This is a genomic window from Paraburkholderia sp. WS6 (genome assembly GCF_030464835.1).
Classification (GTDB): Bacteria; Pseudomonadota; Gammaproteobacteria; order Burkholderiales; family Burkholderiaceae; genus Paraburkholderia; species Paraburkholderia madseniana.
Map to the genome: position 1 here is coordinate 75,851 of NZ_JALQCK010000038.1, position 21,498 is coordinate 97,348.

Consider the following 21,498-nt stretch of genomic DNA (forward strand, 5'->3'; position numbering starts at 1 on the left):
ATATAACAATAAATTCGACCAGCCAGGCGCGATGTTCGACCGTATATCGAAGACGCTTGGCAAGCGGAGCCTCCTCTCGCCCTTGCTCGCACTCGGCATTTGCGGGCTGTTGCTGCTCGTCTTGCAACATCTCTCGCAAGCGGTCGACTATCGGTCGGTCATGCGCGAGCTGCGTCACCTGACGGCAAGCGAGTGGGCCGCGGCGCTCGGCGCGACCACGCTCAGCTATATCGCGCTGGTCGGCCGCGACGCAGTCGGCTTGCGCTACCTGGGCGCGGCGGTGCCGCGCGCGGCCCTGTGGATCGGCGCGACCGCGGGCTCCGCACTCGGCAATGCGACCGGCTTCGGTGCGTTGACGGGCGGCGCGGTGCGCGTGCGCGTCTACGGGGTGTCGAACGTCACGCCCGCACAGATCGGCCGCATGACCGTGTTCACGAGCGTGTCGCTCGGGCTCGCGCTGGTGTTGACGACGGCACTCGGCATGGTGTGCCTCGCCGACCCGCTTGCGACGATGCTGCATCTCCCGCCGCTCACGCTGCGTTGGAGCGGCGCGGCGCTGCTCGTCGTGCTCGGACTCGCGGCCGCCGCCTGCCGCCGCGACACGCGCCCGATCCGCACGCGCTGGCAGTGGCTGTCGTTCGACATCCCGGCGCGCCGCGATCTGCTTGCGCAAGTGGCCCTCGCGGTACTCGACGTGGTGGCCGCGGGTCTCGCGCTGTGGGCGCTGCTGCCGCATGCGGACGTCGGCTTCGTGACCTTCATCACCGTCTATGCCGCCGCGATGCTGCTCGGCATGATCGGCCACACACCCGGCGGTGTCGGCGTGTTCGAAGCCGCGATGGTGTTCACGCTGAACGGCAGCGTGCAAACGCATCAGATGGTCGCGGCGCTGCTCGCTTATCGCGCGATTTACTTCGGCGTGCCGCTGATCGTCTCGGCGGCGCTGCTCGCCGGCTTCGAAGGTCGCGCGCTGAAAAGCCGCCTGCCACTGCGGCACGCGGCAGGTGCATACAAACTCGCGCCGCTGTTTCTGAGCCTCGTGACTTTCGTCGTGGGCGGCATGCTGGTGATTTCCAGCGCGACGCCCGCGTTCTGGCAGCGCATCCTGATCCTGCGCGACGTGCTGCCGCTGTGGGTGCTCGAAAGCTCGCAGATGCTGTGCAGCGTGCTCGGCGTGCTGCTGTTGTTCGTCGCGCGTGGTTTGCTGCGGCGTCTGGACGCCGCGTGGTGGATGACCTTGCTGCTGGCGGTGCTGAGCCTCGCGCTCTCGCTGACCAAAGGCCTCGCCTTCGTGGAAGCGAGTGTGCTTGGCATGCTGATCGCGCTGCTGTTGTCCACGCGCCGCCGTTTCAACCGCCATTCGTCGCTGTTTGCCGAGCGCTTTACGGCGGGCTGGCTGGTGTCGGTGGCGATGGTGCTCGCGCTCGCCGTGTGGGTGATGCTGTTTGCGTTCCGCGACGTGCCGTACACGCGCGACCTGTGGTGGCAATTCGCTTTCGACGAACGCGCCCCGCGTGCGCTGCGCGCGACCCTGGCCGCCAGCCTGTTCGCCGCCACGTTCTCTTTCTGGCAATTGCTGCGCCCTGCGGCGGGCCGTTTCGTCATGCCTGCTCCGCAGGATCTGCAAGACGCGGCGCGCATCGTGCGCGCCCAGGAGCGCAGCGACGCCGGCCTCGCGCTGATGGGCGACAAGAGTTTCCTCTTTTCCGAATCGCGCGAAGCCTTCCTGATGTACGCAAAAAACGGCCGCACGTGGGCCGCGCTTCACGATCCGGTTGGGCCGCGCGAGGAGTGGGCCGGCTTGATCAGCAAGTTCGTCGCGCTCGCGCATGCGCACGGCGGCCGCGCCGCGTTCTATCAGGTGCGCGCCAATGCCTTGCCGCTCTATCTCGACGCAGGCCTAACGCTGATGAAACTCGGCGAAGAAGCCCACGTGGTGCTCGACGATTTCGACCTGAAGGGCTCGCATCGCGCGCATCTGCGCTATGCGCTCAAGCGCGGCGAACGTGACGGCTTTGCCGTCGAAGTGATCGATCAGGCTGACGTGCCTGCGTCGCTCGAAACGTTGCGCGAGATTTCCGACGGCTGGCTCGATAGCCGCGACGCGCGCGAAAAGAGCTTTTCGGTGGCCGCGTTTACCGACGAATACCTCGCCGCGCAATCCGTGATGCTGGTGCGTCAGAACGGCGAGCCGGCCGCTTTCGTGACCTTCATGACAACCGATATGAACACCGAAGCGACGGTCGGCGTGATGCGGCACGTGGAAAGCGCGTCGCCGTATGCGATGGAATATCTGTTTACCCAACTGGCGCTGCATCTGAAGCAGGCGGGGTTTCGCTCGCTCAGTCTCGGCATCGCGCCGCTCTCCGGCATGCAGCCGACACCGCTCGCGTCGCGCTGGCATCGGCTGGCGGGCATCGTGTGGCGCTTCGGCGGCCGCTTCTATAACTTCCGCGGACTGCGTGCTTTCAAGAGCAAGTTCCAGCCGCATTGGGAGCCGCGCTATCTCGCGGCGTCAGGTTCGATGGGTGTGTTCTTCACGCTCGCGGACCTGTCATTGCTGGCAGGAGGCCGGCGTTCATGACATTGCATCCGTTTTTCAGGCTCGCCGTGGCGGCGGGCCTTGTTGTTGGCAGCGCGGCCGCCCTGGCCGCAACCACCACCGTATCCGGTGGCCGTTATGGCGACGTGACGGTGACACAGCCAGCCGGCCCCTTGCGCGGCTTCGTGGTGCTTTACTCGGCGGCCGGCGGCTGGAGTGCGGCCGACCAGCAAACCGCCGATGCGCTCGCCAAGGCCGGGGCGATGACCGTCGGTGTGGATACGGCACGCTATGCGGCCAATCTGAGCGCGAAAAAAGAAGCCTGCCATCAATTGGTCGGCGACGCTGAAGCCTTGAGCCATCAACTCGAACGGCAATCGCAATCGAGCCGCTATTTCGCGCCGATCGTCGCGGGTACGGGGCAGGGCGCGACGCTGGCGATGCATGTGCTCGAACAGGCGCCGTCGAATACGGTTGCCGGCGCGGTCTCGGTGGACGCGGAGCGCACGCTGGATTCGCGCTTCCAACCGTGCCCGCCGGACCCGACGATCATCCGCGACAAGGTGCCTGGCTTCGTCGAAAAGGCGACGCCCGGCAACGGCGATCGCACGCGGCTCGTTGCGATGGTCACGCCGCATTTGCAGACAGCGTCGACGAACGATGACGACGTCTCCGATCTGCCGCTGATCGAATTGCCCGCAGCGCATCCGAACGGCCTCATGGCGATCGTGATTTCCGGCGACGGCGGCTGGCGCGACCTCGACAAGACCATCTCGCTCGCCTTGCAGAAAGACGGCGTTTCGGTGATCGGCATCGACAGCCTCCGCTACTTCTGGAGCGAAAAGACGCCGGCGCAGACGAGCCGCGATCTCGCGCGCGTGATGCAGACCTACGGCGCGCGCTGGCATGCGGACCATATTGCGCTCGTCGGCTATTCGTTCGGCGCCGACGTCATGCCGTTCGCGTATAACCGCCTGCCTGAAGCGCTGCGCGCGAAAGTGTCGCTGATTGCGTTGCTCGGCTTCGCGCCCGATGCCGATTTCCAGATCCGCGTGGGTGGCTGGCTCGGTATGCCGGCGAGCGACAAAGCCTTGAAGGTGCAGCCGGAATTTGCACGCGTACCACCCGCGATCGTGCAGTGCTTCTACGGTGAAGACGAGAAGGACACCTTGTGTCCGGCGCTGACCAACACCGGCGTCGAGGTGATTCGTACGTCGGGCGACCATCACTTCGGCCGCGACTACAACGCGTTGGAGCGGCACATTCTGGACGCCTTCCGGAAGCAAAGCGGTGTGCGTAATTAACACACCTGTATGAAGCGCGCCGCTCGCAGCGGCGCACCGTCAAACACCCCTCATTCGTCTGTTGAGAGCGGTATCGCACATATACCGGCCGTGCCGGATCCTATGATTCTCACGAAGCCTTGGACGACAGCGTTCTCTAGCGATATCGCGTGAGGACACCGGCTTTCCTCGGTGTCGTCCGCGCATCTTTCTGGTGAAACTCTCCTGCGATAACGCAGCGCGTTACTGGGTCGCTCACGCCTCCGGCAGCGTGCTTTCGGCATAACCGGCAACTTTTTTCGCGCCCATTCGGATAAGCCGATGCGCGCGCCGGTTCGATGCGCAATGGACCGAGGCTGCGAATGCTGGATTCCTTCTTCTTCGACACTGCCGCGAGCGAGCCGGATAGTCCCGCGCTATGGGTCGATGAACGCCTCTATGGCTATGACGAACTCGCATCGCGGGCGCGCCGGATTGCGGCCGGATTGACGGCCGCCATGCCGGCCGGCCGGCTCGGGCGCTGTCTGCTGTTCGCGCATCGCAGTGTGGCCGCCTACGCCGGCCTGCTGGGGATCCTCAAGGCGGGTTTCGCTTACGTGCCGCTCAATCCCAACGTACCTGCCGCGCGCATTGCAGCCGTGATCGAGCAGTCGGGCGCGCCGCTGCTGCTGGTCGACCGGCGTTGCAAGGCAGTGCTCGGCGAAGTGTTGTCGTTGCTTGACGACTGTCCGCGGATATTGCTGCTGGATGACGAAGGCGGGCTCCATTCCGAACCATCAGTTGCAGAAGCCGCCACGTCACGCGCACCGCACGATCTGGCCTACGTACTCTTCACGTCCGGTTCGACCGGCGCGCCCAAAGGCGTACCGATCTCGCACGCCAACGCTCACGCCTACGTAACAGGGCAACTGCAACTGCTGGGCAGGATGCCCCGTGCGCGCTACGCGCAATGGTGCGAACTCACTTTCGATCCGTCAGTACACGACATGTTCGTGTGCTGGGCAAACGGCGGCTGCCTGTACGTGCCGAAGACTGTCGAGCCGATCTACAACGCGGCCTTTATCAAGGACCACGCGATTACGCACTGGAGCAGCGTGCCCTCGGTGGCCGGCTTCATGCAGCAATTTCGCAAACTGGGCGCGAACGAATTTCCGAGCGTGCGCGTCACCCTGTTCGGCGGCGAGCCCCTGCCGCGTTTGTTGGTGCAGGCGTGGTTGCAAGCCGCGCCGAACAGCCGGGTACTGAATATGTACGGACCGACGGAAACCACGGTGGCGTGCGCGGCTTTCGAAGTCACGCCGGATTCTCCCGGCGATCCGCAGCATGCGGTTATGCCGCTCGGCGGCGCATTGCCGGGGATGGAACTGTTGATCGTCGACGCGGCGCTCGCGCCGGTAGCGCCCGGTGAAAGCGGTGAGTTGCTGATCGGCGGGCCCCAGTTAGCCGCGGGCTATCTGTCAGCGGACGAGCCAGGCAATTGCCGTTTTGTCTCGATGACCTATCCGGGCCGCAGGTCGCAACGCTGGTATCGAAGCTCGGACGCCGCGCGCGAGGTAGCCGGGCAGGGCATTGTGTTTCAAGGGCGGCTGGACACGCAGATCAAGATTCGCGGCAATCGGATCGAGCTCGAAGAAGTCGAACATGTCGTGCAGGCATGCAGCCAGGCGGCGCTCTGCGCGGTGGTCGCATGGCCCGTCGACGATGCGGGCCGTGCCGGCGGCCTGATTGCCTTCGTGACCAGCGCGCAAGGCAGCGCGCTACAGATTCTGCAGGCGTGCCGTCAGCGCTTGCCGGTGTACGCCGTGCCGCAACGGATCGTGCAACTCGACGCGTTGCCGCTCAATGCGAACGGAAAGATCGACAGGAAGGCGCTCGCCGAATGCTGTGCAAGCATCGATGCGCTCGCCTGATGCGTCGATGCTGTAGCTGAAAATTCAGGTATTCGGGGTGTCAAATGAAAAATCACGTGCGCGGCCTGCTTCAGGAGATCGCCTGTCTCGACGTACCGGTCGATGCACTAGGTGATCGCGACGATCTCTATGCGGCAGGTTTGTCATCGCTCGGATCGGTTCGCCTCATGATGGCCATCGAAGAAACCTTCGCCATCGAAATTCCAGCCGCGCTGATTACCCACGATCTGTTTCAGAGCATCGATTCCCTCGCTCGCGTGATTGCGCACCTCGTGCCCGAGGAATCGCTTGCGCCGCGAACCTGACGTGGCGCTCCGGCAACCGATCATGACGAATCCGTCCACCATGACGCCGGTAACTTTCGACGGCTGTTTCGGATGGCTGCACCGGCCGGCTGGCGCTCAGGCGGAGATGGGCGTGGTGCTCTGCAATCCGTTCGGCTATGAAGCACTGTGCACGTATCACGGCTGGCGCGAATTCGCCGAGGCGCTCGCGGCGCGCGGCATGCCCACGCTGCGCTTCGACTACCCCGGCACCGGCGATTCGAGCGGCCACGAGGAAGATCCGCAGCGCTTGCGGGCATGGCTCGACAGTATCAAGACGGCTGCGACGTGGCTTCGCGCCGAAACCGGCGTGACGCGTCTGAGTCTATGCGGGTTGCGTCTTGGGGCCACGCTCGCGGCGTTGGCCGCCGAGGAGTTGGGCGGCGTCGAGAATCTCGTGCTGCTCATGCCGGTCAGTTCGGGCAAGAGCTATATCCGCGAGTTGGAAATCCAGCATCAAAGCTGGCTCAGTGCGCAACATGCGCTCGGATTCACTCCCGATGCGGAGGCTGCGGAAACGATCGGTGCGCATGGCTTCCGTCTCTATCCGGACTCGCTCGAGATGCTCGCGAAGATCGATCTCGAGCAGGGCGTGCAATGTCCCGCGCAGCGGATGCTGCTGCAGGACCTGAACGAAAGTGCGCGTCTGAAGCGGCTGGCCGCGCATTACCAGGCGCAGGGCGTTCAGGCTGACCTGCAGATTTTCAGCGAGTACAGCAGGTTCCTGCTCGATCCCAGCTACAGCGAGACGCCTGGCCAGGCTTTCGATAGCGCGCTCGAATGGCTGGGTGCGAGCGCAGGCGCAGCGGCCGGGACGGCCGTCGAGATGCGAGGCTGCGCAGCTACCGCGAGGATCGAGTTCGCGCATGGCCGTGAGACGCCGGTCGTGTTCGATGGCGGGCGTTACGCCGGCGTGTTCTGTCAGCCATTGCGCGCACTTGAAGGCGCCCCGGCGGTGCTTTTCGTCAACACGGGCGGCGTGCACCGCGTCGGCGACGGCCGCTTCACGGTGCTGATGGCGCGGCATCTCGCGGCTCAGGGCATCGCGTCGTTGCGCATGGACCTCAGCGGTCTCGGCGACAGTCTTCGTCGTGATGAAGCGCTGACGCTCGACATGGTGTACGCCCGGTACGCAGTCGCCGACGCCAGGGCCGGGGTCGACTGGCTGGTGGCAAAGGGCCATTCGAAGACCATCATGTTCGGCGTTTGCACGGGCGCGTACGTCAGTCTTCATACGGCGCTCGCTCACCCAGCCGTGGCAGGCTGCGCCTCCGTCAACCTGCCGTTTTTTGTGTGGGGCGGCGCGCGGACGCGGCCGGGCGCGCAGCACGTGGCGTCGAGCGTCGTCTACCGGCGCGCGATGCGCAATCCACGCAAGTGGCTGCGGCTATTGACCGGACAGGCGAACGGTCGCGCGATCATCGCGGAACTCACGCGCCGTCTATGCGCGCGCATCACCGCGCGTGTCAGCACGGCGCTCGAACGGCTCTTCGGGCAGTCGACGCCAGGTGGATCTGTCCGCAGAATCGCGCTGGAACTCGAGCGCAAGGGTGTGCGAACCGCGCTGATGTACGGTCCGCTCGACGAGGGGCTGGACGAGCTGGAGATTCATTTTGGGCCGAACGGCAGCCAGCTCGGCAAGCTGAGGAACGTCAGCGCAAAGGTGGTGGGGAAGGTGGATCACGCGCTCTTTTCACGCGCGGCGCGTGATGCGGTGATGGCGCAGTTCGACGCGTTTCTGCGCGAAAGCGTGCTGGGTGCGCGGCGTGAAACCGGCGCGCCGAATCCCCGCTTGCGTGTCGCGGAAGTCCCGCAGCCTTGAGTTTGCGGTGTCTTTCGCGGCACCGGTTTCCGTGTGGGTTGCTATGCCGTTTGCCGCGTTGCCAGCAATACTGCGTGACGTGGTCGACCTCGTGAGACCTATAGACGACGCTGCCCGACGTAACGAACAGGGATTGACAAAGCCCGTCCAGTCAACGAAGATCGAACGCATGAACTGCCTCGACATCCGTATTGCGCTGATTATTAGCACCATTCATCGAATGGTGGGTTAGCGCGCGTCTGATACGCAGTGACAAAAACCCGCCCCACGAGGCGGGTTTTTTTATGTCCGCTTTCTGCCTGCCTCCTGGTGATCTCTTTGATGACTTGTCCTTGCCGCACAGGAGCTTGCCTTGCCGTTACACGAACTCAATAAGGTCGACGAAGCCGCTGACAGCGTCGCATTGCGCCACGACTACCTGAAGAAAACCCTGACCGCGCGCGTCTATGACGTAGCCCGCGAGACCGAACTCGAACGCGCGCCGAATCTCTCGGCACGGCTGCGCAATCCGGTTTATCTGAAGCGTGAGGACAACCAACCGGTGTTCTCGTTCAAGGTGCGCGGCGCGTACAACAAGATGGCGCATATTCCGGCGGATGCGCTGGAGCGGGGTGTCATTACCGCGTCGGCGGGCAATCATGCGCAGGGCGTCGCGTTGTCGGCGGCCCGCATGGGGGTGAAGGCGATCATCGTGGTGCCCGTGACGACCCCGCAGGTGAAGGTCGATGCGGTACGCGCACATGGCGGGGCGACCGTCGAAGTCGTGCAGTTCGGCGAGTCCTATAGCGATGCGTACGGTCACGCGGTGAAGCTGCAGGAAGAACGCGGCCTGACGTTTGTCCACCCGTTCGACGATCCGTACGTGATCGCCGGCCAGGGCACGGTCGCAATGGAGATTCTCAGCCAGCATCAGGGCCCGATCCACGCGATCTTCGTGCCGATCGGCGGCGGTGGCCTAGCGGCAGGTGTGGCCGCGTACGTGAAATCGGTGCGCCCGGAGATCAAGGTAATCGGCGTACAGACCGACGACTCGTGCGCGATGGCCGCTTCTTTAAAAGCAGGCGAACGGGTCACATTGAACGAAGTCGGGCTGTTCTCGGATGGCACGGCCGTGAAGCTGGTCGGCGAGGAAACCTTCCGCCTGTGCCGCGAATATCTCGACGACGTGCTGCTCGTGAATACCGATGCGCTGTGCGCCGCGATCAAGGACGTGTTCCAGGACACCCGCAGCGTGCTGGAACCGGCCGGCGCACTGGCCGTGGCCGGCGCCAAACAGTACGCCGAGCGTGAGGGCATCGAGGACCAGACGCTGATTGCGATCACGTCCGGCGCGAACATGAACTTCGACCGCATGCGTTTCGTGGCGGAGCGCGCTGAGGTGGGTGAAGCGCGTGAAGCCGTGTTCGCCGTGACGATTCCGGAAGAGCGCGGCAGTTTCCGCCGGTTCTGCGAACTGGTGGGGACGCGCAGCGTTACCGAATTCAACTACCGCATTGCGGACGCGAATTCAGCCCATATCTTCGTCGGTGTGCAGATCCGCAATCGCAGCGAATCCGCGCAGATCGCAGGCGCATTTGAGGCGCATGGCTTCGCCACTGTAGATCTGACCTTCGATGAACTGTCGAAGCAGCACATCCGTTACATGGTTGGCGGCCGCTCGCCGCTGGCCCACGACGAACGTCTGTTCCGTTTCGAGTTTCCGGAGCGGCCGGGCGCGCTGATGAAGTTCTTGTCGTCGATGGCGCCGAACTGGAACATCAGCCTGTTCCACTATCGCAACCAGGGTGCGGACTACAGTTCGATTCTGGTCGGCATCCAGGTGCCGGAAAGCGAGAACAGCGAGTTCGACCGCTTTATCACGACGCTTGGTTACCCGTGCTGGGAAGAGACGCAGAATCCCGTGTACCGATTGTTCCTCGCGTAACGGAGCGAATTGCAGCGTGGCAGAAGACGGCGCCTGGCGACAGGCGCCGCTGCTTCGCCTATTAACGAGCGTGCTTACCCTGCCAGACTTTGCCGAAATGCACGGACATATACACGCCTAAGACCAGCGCGCCTGCAAATACCGCGAGGCAGTTTGCATTCACACCGATCGTGACAGGCTGCCGCGTGAGCAGATAGAGGCCGGCCAGCAGATTGAAATATCCCCACAGCACGTTGACCAATGCCGACGAATCGCCGACACCCCGCGGTTTCGCGAAAGGTGTCGGAAACGGCTCGCCGCGCAGGCCGCTCGCGAGGTGCGGGACGCAATTGCACAGAAACGCGCCGGAGAAAAACAGGGCGAGATAGCTCATGGAATGGTTCGTCTGGTTAGCGAAAAACGCGATCGGGCGACATGGATCATGCCGCATTTATGCGAGGGTATCCTCTCAAAAGATAGTAGAGGATGCCCTCGCATATGTCAAACCCGACCAGACCGGACTGCGGACGGTGAGCAACGGCGCACATGCGGTGCGGCGCCAGTAGTCTTGGCCGTCGCCAGCCGCGGGGTTAACATGCACGCTGGAATCCACATCACGATGCGAAGCCAGGCTCGCAAGAAAACAGCGGTTAAAACTCTCCGATATGGCAACGACACTTTCTGGCGGCGCGCAGGAGCCGAAACGACAACGGGGGCATCTGCGGGTCGCGGCAATCCTGGAAGCAGGCGTTGCGGTGTTTACCGAGAAGGGCTACGACGCGGCCACCATGACCGAGATCGCCGCGCGCTCGAACACCGCGATTGGCTCCTTGTACCGGTTCTTCCCGTCCAAAGAATCTTTGGCGGATGCGCTGCTTTCGCGCTATGTGCAGGACACGACGAGCAGCTTTACCGCGCTCGCCGATCAGTCGTCGGCAATGACTCCAGGCCAGCTCGCCGATGCATTCGTCGATTTCATGCTGTCGCTGCAATCGCAGCGCAGTCTGGCAATCGCACTTGTTGATGCGCGCGGTGGCAGCGACGAGCGGCGCGCACGTTTTCGCGAAACGATGCGCGGCAGCATCGCCACGATTTTGCGTAACGCGATTCCGCATCTGACGAAGGCGCAGTCCGAGACGAAGGCGGTGCTGCTTCTGCATGTGCTCAAAGCAGTCGCCGGGGCAAACGACGAGAAGCCCGCAGTGCGCCGGAGGTTGCTTGCCGAGATCCGGAAATTGACCAGGGTTTACCTCGAGGCTGCGCAAAGCGACACGGACGATCGGTCATCGGTCGAGTAAGCGCAAGAGCCGACTGGGCAACGGGATGACGCATTTACCCGTGTCCAGTCCGCTCGAACCGGTACATCCGTTATCTCAAAACTAGATACTGCCTATCCTCCATATCGCGTTGCGCGATACAGCGCATGATCGTCAAACTGCGTGCATATCAAACGCCGCATTCAGGAGACAACTCATGCGCACCCAAGTTGGCATCATCGGTGCCGGGCCTGCGGGCCTGCTTCTTTCCCATCTTCTTCACTTGCGCGGCATCGACTCGGTCGTACTCGAATCGCGCACTCGCGAACAGATCGAATCCACCATCCGCGCCGGCGTCCTCGAACAAGGCACGATGGACCTGCTCACCGAGGCAGGTGTCGGCGCGCGCATGAAGGCCGAAGGGGCGTTGCATCACGGCATTGAACTGGCTTTCGAAGGCAAGCGGCGCCGTATCGATCTGACCGGACTCACCGGCCGTTCGATCACCGTCTACGCCCAGCACGAAGTCATCAAGGATCTGGTCGCCGCGCGCCTGGCTGCCGACGGGGCATTGCGTTTCGGTGTGACGGAGACGTCGCTGCACGGCATCGATACCGATCAGCCGTCGATCCGCTATCGCCACGAAGGCGAAGCGTGCGAATTGCAATGCGACTTCGTGATCGGCTGCGACGGCTCGCAAGGTGTGTCGCGTGCATCGATCCCGCAGGCCTTGCGCAAAGATTTCGAACGCGTCTATCCGTTCGGCTGGTTCGGCATTCTGTGCGAAGGACCACCGTCGTCGGAAGAATTGATCTACGCGCGCCACGATCGGGGTTTTGCGTTGGTCAGCACGCGCTCGGCGAACGTGCAGCGCATGTATTTCCAATGCGATCCGAAGGATTCCGTCGACAACTGGTCCGACGACCGGATCTGGGCCGAACTGCACGCACGCGTCGATTCGCACGACGGCCAGCACATCGTGGACGGCAAGATCTTCCAGAAGAACATTGTCGGCATGCGCAGTTTCGTGTCGGCGACGATGCAGCATGGCCGGCTCTTTCTCGCCGGCGACGCTGCGCATATCGTGCCGCCCACCGGCGCGAAGGGCATGAATCTCGCCGTTGCCGATGTGCGTGTACTGACCCAGGCGCTGAGCGCGTTCTACGTCGAAAATCGCACCGATCTGCTCGACAGTTACAGTGCAACCGCGCTCAAGCGTATCTGGCGCGCGGAGCATTTCTCGTACTGGATGACGAGCATGATGCACCGCATTGAAGGCGCCTCGCCGTTCGAACAGCAGTTGCAGGTAGCCGAACTCGAATACGTGACCACATCGCGTGCGGCGGCTACCGTGATGGCGGAGAACTACGTGGGCATCGCTGTCGTTTAAGAGGGATGGATATCTGCGCGCGCAGCTTTGTGTCGCCAGCGTTTATAGAATGCGCGGGAAATTTTTGCTCAGACGAACCCCGGCGGGACCCGCGCACTCCGGCAAACCCTTGATGGGCGGGCTTCCGCGATTGTCGTGTCAAAAGCAACACTGAATTCAGGAATGGAGGATTTATCCGCGTCTGATCGACCTCTAGACTGCTTCCACCGACTGCACGATCTGTGACATCTGCAGCGCGTATAAGACATTCTCTAGAGGTGGTTTCATGAAATCGCTCATCAAAGCTGTTGCTATTGCCGTTGTTCTTGGCGCCCCGATCGCTTCGTTTGCGCAATCGAATCAGCCTGCCCCGCAAGACGCGCAGGGCACGCAAGCGCAAGTTTCCACGCAGCAGGGCGCTGCTCAAGCCGATACCAGCGGTTATGGTTCGGCCAGTCGCGGCTCGTGGCAAGCAGGTCACGGCAATGACATGTCGGTAAGCTCGTATTCGCCGCCGATCTATAACGCGCGTTAAAGGCGCAACGAAACACGCGGATCTTTCCGGAGCAGTTCGGCTCGTTCAATATCTGCGAGTTGAAAATAAGAGGCCGGTCATCGGAGCAAGTCCGATGACCGGCCTTTTTTCGTATCCGTCACGCGGTTATGGCGTGCGCAACAAGGTCATCTCGTTGCGCAGCAGGGCGCGAAGGTCCTCGTCGGTGGGCCGCGTACCCCAGTGCCGAGCTCCCGCCACCGATGCAATCGCGATCCACGAATGAGGTGGAAACCATTCGCGGAGCACGGCGCCATCCTGACGCAAACATAGTTGGCCGGTTTGTTCGCTGTATTCGGCGGAGATGAGCGTGCCGTCGATTTGTGCGGTTACACGCCGTGGATCGCTGCGTAGCAAATCGTCGCTCCTGAAAAAGGTGTGGCGCGAATGCCTGCGCGGGCCGGCGGCGTCAGCGACGCTGCCCCGGCCCATGCATTAGTGATCGCCCCGGCCGTGGTCATCGCCATGGCCGTGCCAATCGCCGTGATCGCCGTCGTGGCCGTGCCAGTCGCCGTGCGGGCCGTCGCGATAGCCGCGCGCGTCATGCCATTCGCGCTCGTGATGGCGTTCTTCCCACTCGCGTCGTTCCCAGTAGCGGTGGCCGTCGTAATAGCGCTCGCCGTACCAACCCGGACTCACTATTACCACCGGCGGAGCGGGTGCGTAGACAGGCGGAGGCGGAGCATAGACCGGCTCAGGCGCATAGGCCACGCCTGGAATGCCGATGTTCACCCCCACATCGACGTGCGCCAGCGCGACAGAAGATGCACCGATCCCCAGGCCTGCAACGATCGCCATGGACAGCCAGCGGTTTCGTGAATTGTTCATGTTTTATTCTCGGGTTTTACGATTGAGAGTGGAGTGCGCCGCACGGGCAGCGCTTAGTAATGGTCGTGATCGTGGTAGTAGTGCTCATGGTCGTGATAGCCGCCCTCTGGCACGATGATGCAACCGCCCAATGCACTCCCGAGGGTGACAGCTAACAACACCAGCGCGAAAATTCGTTTCATGACGTTGCCTTCCCTTTTGCGTGTGATCGAACTCTACTGAGCGGCTGGATTACCGATGTGTTCGTGTGTAACAGGACGTGTCGATTCATTCGCGTGTCGGCCACGCATGTGACACGGTATGGGGACGCGTTGCAGCGCTGCGATTAGTCGTTCCGCCAGCGAGAAATCGGTGGGCAACCCGTTGAGCCCGCTATGAAAAACGTCGGGCCTTCATGCATTCGCGGTGCTCGGGCAGGTTGAAACACTCGCGTATGAACAACCGAGGCAAGCAGGGCGTGGCAGGTCGCTACGCGTATGCCTGACGGATACATTCAGTTGCAGACTAGGGAGGTGAGCCGACGCGATGGGCTGCGGTTTGCACTTTCTACGTGGTTGCTGATGCGTTGCCGCCTCATGCACGTGAAAGAGATCGTCAAACTCGGCATCAGCTTTTCTTAAGGTTTGATCCGTAGCATCCTGCGTGAGTGCGCCCAGAATGTGTGTATCCTCGGCGCAAATACGCTCTCTTCATTCAATGCCTTCACTGCGGCTAAAACATTCTCATGACTATGCGCTCGGACTCGGCCAGTTTCTCACGCTATGCATCAGGTTATGACGGTATAGCCAGGTTTCTTCACTGGCTGGTGGTTCTGTTGATCGCCGCGCAGTTCGTGATCGGTTGGACCATGCCGGATATTCATAAGGGCACGCGGCCCGACGGCCTGATCGCGTGGCATCTCGGCGTGGGGGCAGCGCTGATTGCAGCGGTGGTGGTGAGAATTGTCTGGCGTCTCACGCACACGCCAGCACCAGCACCAGCCTCGCTCTCGCCTTTCCTCCGTGTCGTTTCGCACATCACGCACGGGCTCCTTTATCTCGCGCTGGTGGCTGTGCCTTTGTTGGGATGGGCCAACGCTTCTTCGCGTGGATGGTCCGTCAAGCTGCTCGGCGTACTGCCATATCCCAGCATCTCGGCGGTCGGTTCGTCAGTGGGGAATGAAATGGGCGATATTCATGGCTATCTGGCCTGGGTATTGTTCGCACTGGTTGCACTGCATATCGCGGGCGCGTTGTTTCATCGCTTCGTGCTCAAGGATCAGACAATGCAGCGGATGCTGCCGTGATCGGTTAGTGTGCGTTAGCGGCTTGTTGCTTCTCGTGTATTAATCGCCTGTCGTCTGCGTGCGAGCCGCGTTCCGTCGGTGGCCAATGTGCCTACCAATATCCTTCCCTGATGCCTGGATCATGGCGATTTCGACGTCATTGCATCGGCGCGCGATCGCCACTCCCGAGTGCGTGATAAGCACATAAAAAAACAAGTCTTTTACGCGCGCCGCTAACACTGGTTAGCATCGTGGACGTGCGCTATAGCCGGATCACCGTGATCGATATGGACGCGTTGCGGGAAGTGAGCGATGCAGCGTGAGAAAACTCATAACGATATAAAAAGCTCTTCTATCAAGTGTCCAAAGCGCGATAGATTCGCGGCGCCCACTCTGCCGATAATGGTTCGTCGATTCAGCAGACAGAGCCAATCAAGTGTTGATTCAACCGGCGCTCTGATCTGTCTCATCCTCAAACCCAGGAGTTGCATCGCATGTCGAATCTCAGTCTCGCGACGTCCAGCGCATTGGACATTCATCCCGTCACCGGCCGCATCGGCGCGGAAATTCGCGGCGTGCGCCTGTCGGGCCAGCTCGAACCGGCCGCCGTCGAAGCGATTCGCGCCGCGCTGGTGCGCCACAAGGTGATCTTTTTCCGCGGCCAGGCGCACCTGCAGGATACCGATCAGGAGGCCTTCGCCAAGCTGCTTGGCGAGCCGGTTTCACACCCCACGGTGCCGGTGGTGGACGGCACCGACTACCTGCTCGAACTCGATTCGCATCGCGGCGGCCGTGCGAATTCGTGGCATACGGACGTGACATTCGTCGACGCATATCCGCAAGCGTCGATCCTGCGCGGTGTGACGATTCCGGAAGTGGGCGGCGACACCGTCTGGGCCAACACCGCGACCGCATACGACGATCTGCCGCCGCCGCTCAAAGCGCTCGCCGAGCAACTGTGGGCCGTGCACAGCAATGAATACGACTACGCGAACTATGGCAACGTCGGCGAGCGCGGGCGAGATGCCGAAGCGCTCAAACGCTATCGCGAAGTGTTCGTGTCGACACGCTATGAGACCGAGCATCCGGTCGTGCGCGTGCATCCGGAATCCGGCGAAAAGACGCTGATTCTCGGTCATTTCGTGAAGAGCTTTGTCGGTCTCACGCCGAGCGCGTCGGCGCATGTGCTGGAACTGCTGCAGGCCTATGTGACGCGTCTCGAGAACATCGTGCGCTGGCGCTGGCAGGCAGGCGACGTCGCGATCTGGGACAACCGCGCGACCCAGCACTACGCCGTCAACGACTACGGCGACGCTCACCGCGTGGTACGTCGTGTGACGCTGAAGGGTGACGTGCCGGTGAGCGTCGATGGTCGCCGCAGCTTTACGCGCAGCGTCGAACCGAATCCGGCTGCGAAGGCTGCTTGAACGTCGCGGGCCGCTTATGCATGCGTACACTGCGCATGCCACACTGCTTGCGTACGTGATGAAGGCGCCCCGAAGAATTCCGTCGAATTTTTTGCGGGGTGCCTGCGTTTTCAGCTCAACCCTTCGACAATTACATGCTCCGTCGCCTCGCGATAGCCGAGCCGCGTCGAGATCGCGAGCCCCGACTGCTTGAGTAGTGCGACGTAGTGCGATTTCGTGTCGGCGCCGCAGCGCATCGTCGGAAACGAAATCGACAGGCCGGCGATCACGCGGCCAAAGCGGTCGAACACCGGCACCGCGAGACACTGCAGCCCTTCTTCCTGTTCCTCGTTGTCCTCGCCGTAGCCTTGCTCACGCACACGCGGCAGGATGCTCAACACGGCGTCGGCACAGGCGAGCGACTTTTGCGTCGACTTGCGAAATTCGACATGCGAGAGGACTTCGCGCGCTTCCGCCCGGTCCATCCACGCGAGCAGCACCTTGCCGATCGCCGTGCTGTGCAGGGGATTGCGGCGGCCAATGCGCGACTGCATGCGCAGCCCGTAGTCGGCGTCGATCTTATGGATGTAGATGATGGCGTCTTCGTCGAACGCGCCGAGGTGGACCGCCTCGCGCGTGACCTGGCCGATGCGGCGCATCTCGACATCGGCCTCGCGCACGAGATCGACGCTTTCCAGCGCCTTCGCGCCGAGTTCGAACAGGCGGATCGTCAACCGGTAGCGCTCGGTTTCGACTTCCTGTGTCACATAGCCGAGCGCTTTCAGCGTCTGGATCACGCGGTGCACGGTGGTCTTCGACATGCCGAGCCGCTGCGACAATTCGCTGATTCCGATCTGCCCGCTGTCGCCGATCGCGCCAAGAATTGCGAAGACCCTGCCGATCGACGAGGCCGATTCGCCTCTGTCGTTAGCCATGCCGCCCGCGCTGTCCGCTTCCTGCATGTGTACGGCGTCGTCGTCCTTGCGCTGCTTGCCCATTGCTGCCATGTCCGTCATTCCCTGTTGATGCCAAACCGATCAAAATCCGCTCACAGCCCGATGCCGATCGCCCCCAGCGCCGAGAGCATACCGCGTCGCGCGAGCCGCGTGACCTCTCCGCTTCCATCACGCTAGCGCGCAAGCCAGCCGCCGTCCACTGCAAGCGTATGGCCGTGCACATAGTCCGACGCGGACGAGGCGAGGAACACCACCGGTCCCGCGATATCCGCCGGCGTGCCCCAGCGGCCCGCCGGAATACGTCCGACGATTTCATCGTTACGCTGCGCGTTGCCGCGCAGCGCCGCCGTGTTCGCGGTGGCCATGTAGCCCGGCGCGATCGCGTTCACGTTGATGCCCTGCGCGGCCCACTCGTTCGCGAGCAACCGCGTGAGACCGAGCACGCCGCTTTTCGACGCTGTATACGACGCCACGCGGATGCCGCCCTGAAACGACAGCATCGACGCGACGTTGATGATCTTGCCGCCGCTTGCCTGTTTCACGAACTGCCGCGCCACGGCCTGCGAAAGAAAGAAGACGCTCTTCAGGTTGACGTCCATGATGGCGTCCCAGTCGTCTTCGCCGAAGTCGAGCGCGTCCTTGCGGCGGATGATGCCTGCGTTGTTCACGAGCACGTCGACGCGGCCGAACGCTTCGACTGCGGCGCGCACGATGTCGTCGACCGGAGCGATCGAGGCGAGATCGGCGCGCACATCCGCGAAGCGGCGGCCGGTGGCTTCGACGTGCGCGGGAGTATTGCCGGCGTCCGCGCGGCTCACGCCGACGATGTCGCAGCCGGCCATGGCGAGCGCGACGGCCATGCCGGCGCCGAGGCCCGTATTGCTGCCGGTGACAATGGCGACCTTGCCGGTCAGATCGAAGCTGTTCACTGTGCGTAGGTTCCTATGTCGTTCGCGGTGCCGGTGGCGTCCAGGGTGCTCGTGGTACCTATGTGCCTGCGGTGCTTGCGGTGCCCGTGCAGCGCTGAGGGAGGAGCCTGCTCGCCGTCAACGCAGATCGCGTACCGCAATGTGATCCATGTCGCTGAACACCTGGTTCTCGCCGACCATGCCCCAGATGAACGTGTACGCGCGCGTCGCCGGCCACACGCCGCCCACAATGATGCGATCGATATGGCTGTACGCGAGGCGCAGCGCGTCGCGTTCGAACACGTCTTCGACGAGGAACTGCTTGCGCAGTCCGGCGGTATCCAGGGTCTTCGCGTGCTCGCTGTTGATGCTCTGTCTCACTTCCATTGCTCTTGCCTCCGGTCGGATGGGGTGTCTTGCCGTGCCGTTTTACGACGGCGTTCTGTTGCTGACTGTAGTGCAGAATTCTAAATGTGGAACATCGGTCCGAAAATATTGCACTGCCACATCAAGCGCGGCAAGCCTTCTGGATGACACGCGGGTAAACGATGATCAGGAAGTCTATCAAAATCGGAACGTTGTTCCTATCGCGATGCTATATTGCGCCGAAAGGGAGTCGCCCGGCGCAAGAACGGGACATCACCCCGGGTGATCCACCCGACAACTGGACGCAAAGTCCATGGAGGAGGCATGAAGCTCAAGAAGGCCATCGCCCGCATTCCAGGCGGCCTGATGCTGGTGCCGTTGCTGCTCGGCGCCTGTGTCCACACGTTTGCGCCGGGCGGAGGGAAGTACCTCGGGTCGTTCACCAATGGATTGATTACCGGCACTGTGCCGATTCTGGCGGTGTGGTTCTTCTGCATGGGCGCGACGATCGACTTGCGGGCGACCGGCACGGTACTGCGCAAGTCGGGCACGCTGCTCGTGACCAAAATGGTGGTGGCGTGGATTGCAACGATCGTTGCTTCGCACTTCATTCCGATCGACGGCGTCAAGGCGGGCCTGTTCGCGGGCCTCTCGGTGCTCGCGATCACGACGTCGATGGACATGACCAACGGCGGTCTCTATGCGGCCGTGATGCAGCAATACGGCTCCAAGGAGGAGGCGGGCGCGTTCGTCCTGATGTCGATCGAATCGGGGCCGCTCGTCAGCATGATCATCCTCGGCGCGACCGGCGTCGCGTTCTTCGAACCGCGGCTGTTCGTCGGCGCGGTGCTGCCGTTCCTGATCGGCTTCGCGCTGGGTAACCTGGACAGCGAGTTGCGCGAGTTCTTTGGCCGCTGCGTGCATCCGCTGATTCCGTTTTTCGGCTTCGCGCTCGGTAACGGTATCGACCTGAATGTGATCGTCACGAGCGGATTGCCGGGCATCGTGCTGGGCCTTGGGGTGATCGTCGTGACGGGCATTCCGCTGATCCTCGCGGATCGGTGGATCGCGGGCGGAAATGGGGCGGCGGGGTTGGCGGCTTCGTCGACGGCGGGGGCCGCGGTGGCGAATCCGGCGATCATCGGCGAAATGATTCCGCGCTTCAAGCCGCTGGTGCCGGCAGCGACAGCGATGGTCGCGACGGCTTGTCTCGTGACGGCGGTTCTGGTGCCGATTCTGACCGCGCTTTGGGTGCGCCGGCATCATGCGCGCGATGCGTTGCGCGAGGAGTTTGCGGCAGCGACGACGCCACCGCAGCCGCTTGGTGAGCGGGACGTGCACGTTTGAAGGGGTGGGGCGGCTGGTTTGCGCCTCAACGCGACGAAGTGAAGCGAGTCACATGAGGTGGAGGTGGGGCTTCACCGCCCCAGCTTCCTCTCCAACATCGCCTTCACCTCCGCCCACTCCTCATCGATGATGCTAAAGCGCACCGAATTGCGCTTGCGCCCATCCGGCATGATTCGCTCGTGCCGGACAATCCCTTCCTGTTTCGCGCCGATCCGCAGAATCGCTGCTCTTGATTTCTCGTTGAGCTCGTCGGTAGTGAACTGCACGCGCACGCACTGCATCGCTTCGAACGCATGACTCAGCAGAAGGTACTTCGCCTCGGTGTTCACCGCCGAGCGCTGTACCGATTCGCCCAGCCACGTGTGGCCGATTTCCAGCTTCCGGTTCATCCGATCGATCTTCCAGAACCGCGTGCTGCCGACAATCGCCCCGGTGTCGCGCCTCACGATCACAAACGGCATCACCGTGCCGGCCGCGCGCCCGTCGAGCGCGGTCGCGATATAGCTGCCGATGGTTTCAGGACCCGGCACGACAGTCAGCTTCATATTCCACAATTGCCCGTCCGCGGCGGCGTCGAGCAGTGCCTTGGCGTGTTCCTGTTGAAGTGGTCTGAGTTCGACGGCCTGTCCGATCAGTGTGGGTTGCATGACGTGAGGGACGCGACGGAGAAGTTGCAATAAATAAAAAAGTCCGCGAACGCGCGCTCGCGGACCTGGCACAGCGATCAATCAGGCGGGCGAAGTCAGAAACCTCGCCCTGAAAGCCTGATGACGGCCTTCGGCGTTTTAAGCCGCCGTCACCGAAACCGCCTTCGTCACCAGATAACCTTCCATCGCCTCCGGACCACCTTCCGACCCATAGCCCGAATCCTTCACGCCGCCAAACGGCATTTCCGGCCAGGGCGTGGCAGGCTGGTTGATCCACAGCATGCCGACTTCCATCTGTTGCGACAGCAGATGCACGTTGCGGAACGACTTCGTGAACGCATAGCCGGCGAGACCAAACGGCAGACGGTTCGCCTCGGCGATCGCTTCTTCGAGCGTGTCGAAACCGCGGATCGCGGCGATCGGGCCGAACGGCTCGTTGTTGAACACGTCCGATTCGAGCGACACGTTGGTCAGCACGGTTGGCGCGAAGAAGTTGCCTTCCGAACCCACGCGTTCGCCGCCCGTCTCGACCTTCGCGCCGGTCTTGCGCGCGTCGTCGAGCACCTTGCTCATCGCGGTGAGACGGCGCGCATTGGCGAGCGGTCCGATGGTGGTGCCTTCCGCCAGACCGTCGCCGAGCTGGAGGCCTTCAGCATGCTTGACGAGCGCCGCGGCGAATTCTTCGCGGATGCTGTTGTGCACCAGAAAGCGCGTCGGCGAGATGCAGACCTGGCCGGCATTGCGGAACTTCGCGGCGCCTGCGGCCTTGATGGCCAGCGCCACGTCGGCGTCTTCGGCCACGATGACAGGCGCAT

General features: G+C 62.6%; 20 protein-coding genes and 1 pseudogene. 12 read left to right on the forward strand and 9 right to left on the reverse strand.

What is annotated here, in order from left to right; translation table 11 throughout:
- The first annotated feature begins 31 nt into the window (after window positions 1–31).
- The 6 genes from mprF (at window position 32) to ilvA (ending at window position 9,804) form a co-directional block, all read left to right on the forward strand.
- Complete coding sequence (mprF, locus tag M0D64_RS33650; RefSeq protein ID WP_266260999.1) at window positions 32–2,584, forward strand: bifunctional lysylphosphatidylglycerol flippase/synthetase MprF; 2,553 nt, start codon at window positions 32–34, stop codon at window positions 2,582–2,584.
- Window positions 2,581–3,846 carry a virulence factor family protein gene (locus M0D64_RS33655; protein WP_266260980.1) on the forward strand — a complete coding sequence of 422 codons (1,266 nt, stop codon included), beginning with the start codon at window positions 2,581–2,583 and terminating at the stop codon, window positions 3,844–3,846. Before mprF ends, M0D64_RS33655 begins: the two co-directional genes overlap by 4 nt.
- Window positions 3,847–4,187: 341 nt before the next feature.
- Window positions 4,188–5,735, forward strand: a complete 1,548-nt coding sequence (locus M0D64_RS33660; RefSeq protein ID WP_266260981.1) for an amino acid adenylation domain-containing protein — start codon at window positions 4,188–4,190, stop codon at window positions 5,733–5,735.
- Window positions 5,736–5,779: 44 nt separating this feature from the next.
- Window positions 5,780–6,040: an acyl carrier protein gene (locus M0D64_RS33665; protein WP_266260982.1), complete on the forward strand. Its 261-nt coding sequence runs from the start codon at window positions 5,780–5,782 to the stop codon at window positions 6,038–6,040.
- Between the two features lie 22 nt (window positions 6,041–6,062).
- The gene (locus M0D64_RS33670) at window positions 6,063–7,880 is read left to right on the forward strand and encodes an alpha/beta hydrolase (protein WP_266260983.1); all 1,818 of its coding nucleotides are present in this window, start codon (window positions 6,063–6,065) and stop codon (window positions 7,878–7,880) included.
- 352 nt (window positions 7,881–8,232) lie between these two features.
- Window positions 8,233–9,804 (forward strand): threonine ammonia-lyase, biosynthetic, encoded by a 1,572-nt coding sequence (gene ilvA, locus M0D64_RS33675; RefSeq protein WP_266260984.1) that lies wholly within the window; start codon window positions 8,233–8,235, stop codon window positions 9,802–9,804.
- 61 nt (window positions 9,805–9,865) lie between these two features.
- Here ilvA and M0D64_RS33680 read toward each other — a convergent pair whose 3' ends face one another.
- On the reverse strand, window positions 9,866–10,177 hold the full coding sequence (locus M0D64_RS33680; RefSeq protein WP_154567772.1) for a hypothetical protein: 312 nt from the start codon (window positions 10,175–10,177) through the stop codon (window positions 9,866–9,868).
- A 271-nt stretch (window positions 10,178–10,448) separates the two neighbouring features.
- Here M0D64_RS33680 and M0D64_RS33685 point away from each other — a divergent pair, with 271 nt between their 5' ends.
- The 3 genes from M0D64_RS33685 (at window position 10,449) to M0D64_RS33695 (ending at window position 12,943) form a co-directional block, all read left to right on the forward strand.
- On the forward strand, window positions 10,449–11,081 hold the full coding sequence (locus M0D64_RS33685; protein WP_266260985.1) for a TetR/AcrR family transcriptional regulator: 633 nt from the start codon (window positions 10,449–10,451) through the stop codon (window positions 11,079–11,081).
- A gap of 175 nt (window positions 11,082–11,256) precedes the next feature.
- Window positions 11,257–12,429 (forward strand): 4-hydroxybenzoate 3-monooxygenase, encoded by a 1,173-nt coding sequence (locus tag M0D64_RS33690; protein WP_266260986.1) that lies wholly within the window; start codon window positions 11,257–11,259, stop codon window positions 12,427–12,429.
- Window positions 12,430–12,694: 265 nt separating this feature from the next.
- The gene (locus M0D64_RS33695) at window positions 12,695–12,943 is read left to right on the forward strand and encodes a hypothetical protein (protein ID WP_266260987.1); all 249 of its coding nucleotides are present in this window, start codon (window positions 12,695–12,697) and stop codon (window positions 12,941–12,943) included.
- Window positions 12,944–13,069: 126 nt separating this feature from the next.
- Here the strand turns inward: M0D64_RS33695 and M0D64_RS33700 are convergent, their stop codons facing one another.
- The 3 genes from M0D64_RS33700 to M0D64_RS33710 all read right to left on the reverse strand — a co-directional run bounded on the left by M0D64_RS33700 (window position 13,070) and on the right by M0D64_RS33710 (window position 13,971).
- Window positions 13,070–13,318, reverse strand: coding sequence for a hypothetical protein (locus M0D64_RS33700; RefSeq protein ID WP_154567779.1), 249 nt, complete (start codon window positions 13,316–13,318; stop codon window positions 13,070–13,072).
- Window positions 13,319–13,396: 78 nt separating this feature from the next.
- On the reverse strand, window positions 13,397–13,789 hold the full coding sequence (locus M0D64_RS33705) for a hypothetical protein (RefSeq protein WP_266260988.1): 393 nt from the start codon (window positions 13,787–13,789) through the stop codon (window positions 13,397–13,399).
- Between the two features lie 53 nt (window positions 13,790–13,842).
- Window positions 13,843–13,971 (reverse strand): hypothetical protein, encoded by a 129-nt coding sequence (locus tag M0D64_RS33710; RefSeq protein ID WP_266260989.1) that lies wholly within the window; start codon window positions 13,969–13,971, stop codon window positions 13,843–13,845.
- A gap of 542 nt (window positions 13,972–14,513) precedes the next feature.
- Between M0D64_RS33710 and M0D64_RS33715 the strand changes: the two genes are divergently transcribed.
- Together M0D64_RS33715 and M0D64_RS33720 are read left to right on the forward strand one after the other, a co-directional pair.
- On the forward strand, window positions 14,514–15,074 hold the full coding sequence (locus M0D64_RS33715; RefSeq protein WP_266260990.1) for a cytochrome b: 561 nt from the start codon (window positions 14,514–14,516) through the stop codon (window positions 15,072–15,074).
- A 473-nt stretch (window positions 15,075–15,547) separates the two neighbouring features.
- Window positions 15,548–16,480: a TauD/TfdA family dioxygenase gene (locus M0D64_RS33720; RefSeq protein WP_266260991.1), complete on the forward strand. Its 933-nt coding sequence runs from the start codon at window positions 15,548–15,550 to the stop codon at window positions 16,478–16,480.
- A gap of 110 nt (window positions 16,481–16,590) precedes the next feature.
- Here M0D64_RS33720 and kdgR read toward each other — a convergent pair whose 3' ends face one another.
- The 3 genes and pseudogenes from kdgR to M0D64_RS33735 all read right to left on the reverse strand — a co-directional run.
- Complete coding sequence (gene kdgR / locus M0D64_RS33725) at window positions 16,591–17,466, reverse strand: DNA-binding transcriptional regulator KdgR (protein ID WP_266260992.1); 876 nt, start codon at window positions 17,464–17,466, stop codon at window positions 16,591–16,593.
- 122 nt (window positions 17,467–17,588) lie between these two features.
- Window positions 17,589–18,344 (reverse strand): 2-dehydro-3-deoxy-D-gluconate 5-dehydrogenase KduD, encoded by a 756-nt coding sequence (kduD, locus tag M0D64_RS33730; protein ID WP_266260993.1) that lies wholly within the window; start codon window positions 18,342–18,344, stop codon window positions 17,589–17,591.
- A 201-nt stretch (window positions 18,345–18,545) separates the two neighbouring features.
- Window positions 18,546–18,710, reverse strand: a pseudogene (locus M0D64_RS33735) (5-dehydro-4-deoxy-D-glucuronate isomerase); the annotation flags it as partial.
- Window positions 18,711–19,013: 303 nt separating this feature from the next.
- Here M0D64_RS33735 and kdgT point away from each other — a divergent pair.
- Window positions 19,014–20,036, forward strand: a complete 1,023-nt coding sequence (gene kdgT / locus M0D64_RS33740; RefSeq protein ID WP_266260994.1) for a 2-keto-3-deoxygluconate transporter — start codon at window positions 19,014–19,016, stop codon at window positions 20,034–20,036.
- Between the two features lie 71 nt (window positions 20,037–20,107).
- Here the strand turns inward: kdgT and M0D64_RS33745 are convergent, their stop codons facing one another.
- Window positions 20,108–20,683, reverse strand: a complete 576-nt coding sequence (locus M0D64_RS33745; RefSeq protein ID WP_266260995.1) for a GNAT family N-acetyltransferase — start codon at window positions 20,681–20,683, stop codon at window positions 20,108–20,110.
- A 138-nt stretch (window positions 20,684–20,821) separates the two neighbouring features.
- Window positions 20,822–21,498, reverse strand: a 677-nt coding sequence (locus M0D64_RS33750) for an aldehyde dehydrogenase family protein (protein WP_266260996.1), incomplete at its 5' end; no start/stop codon positions are given.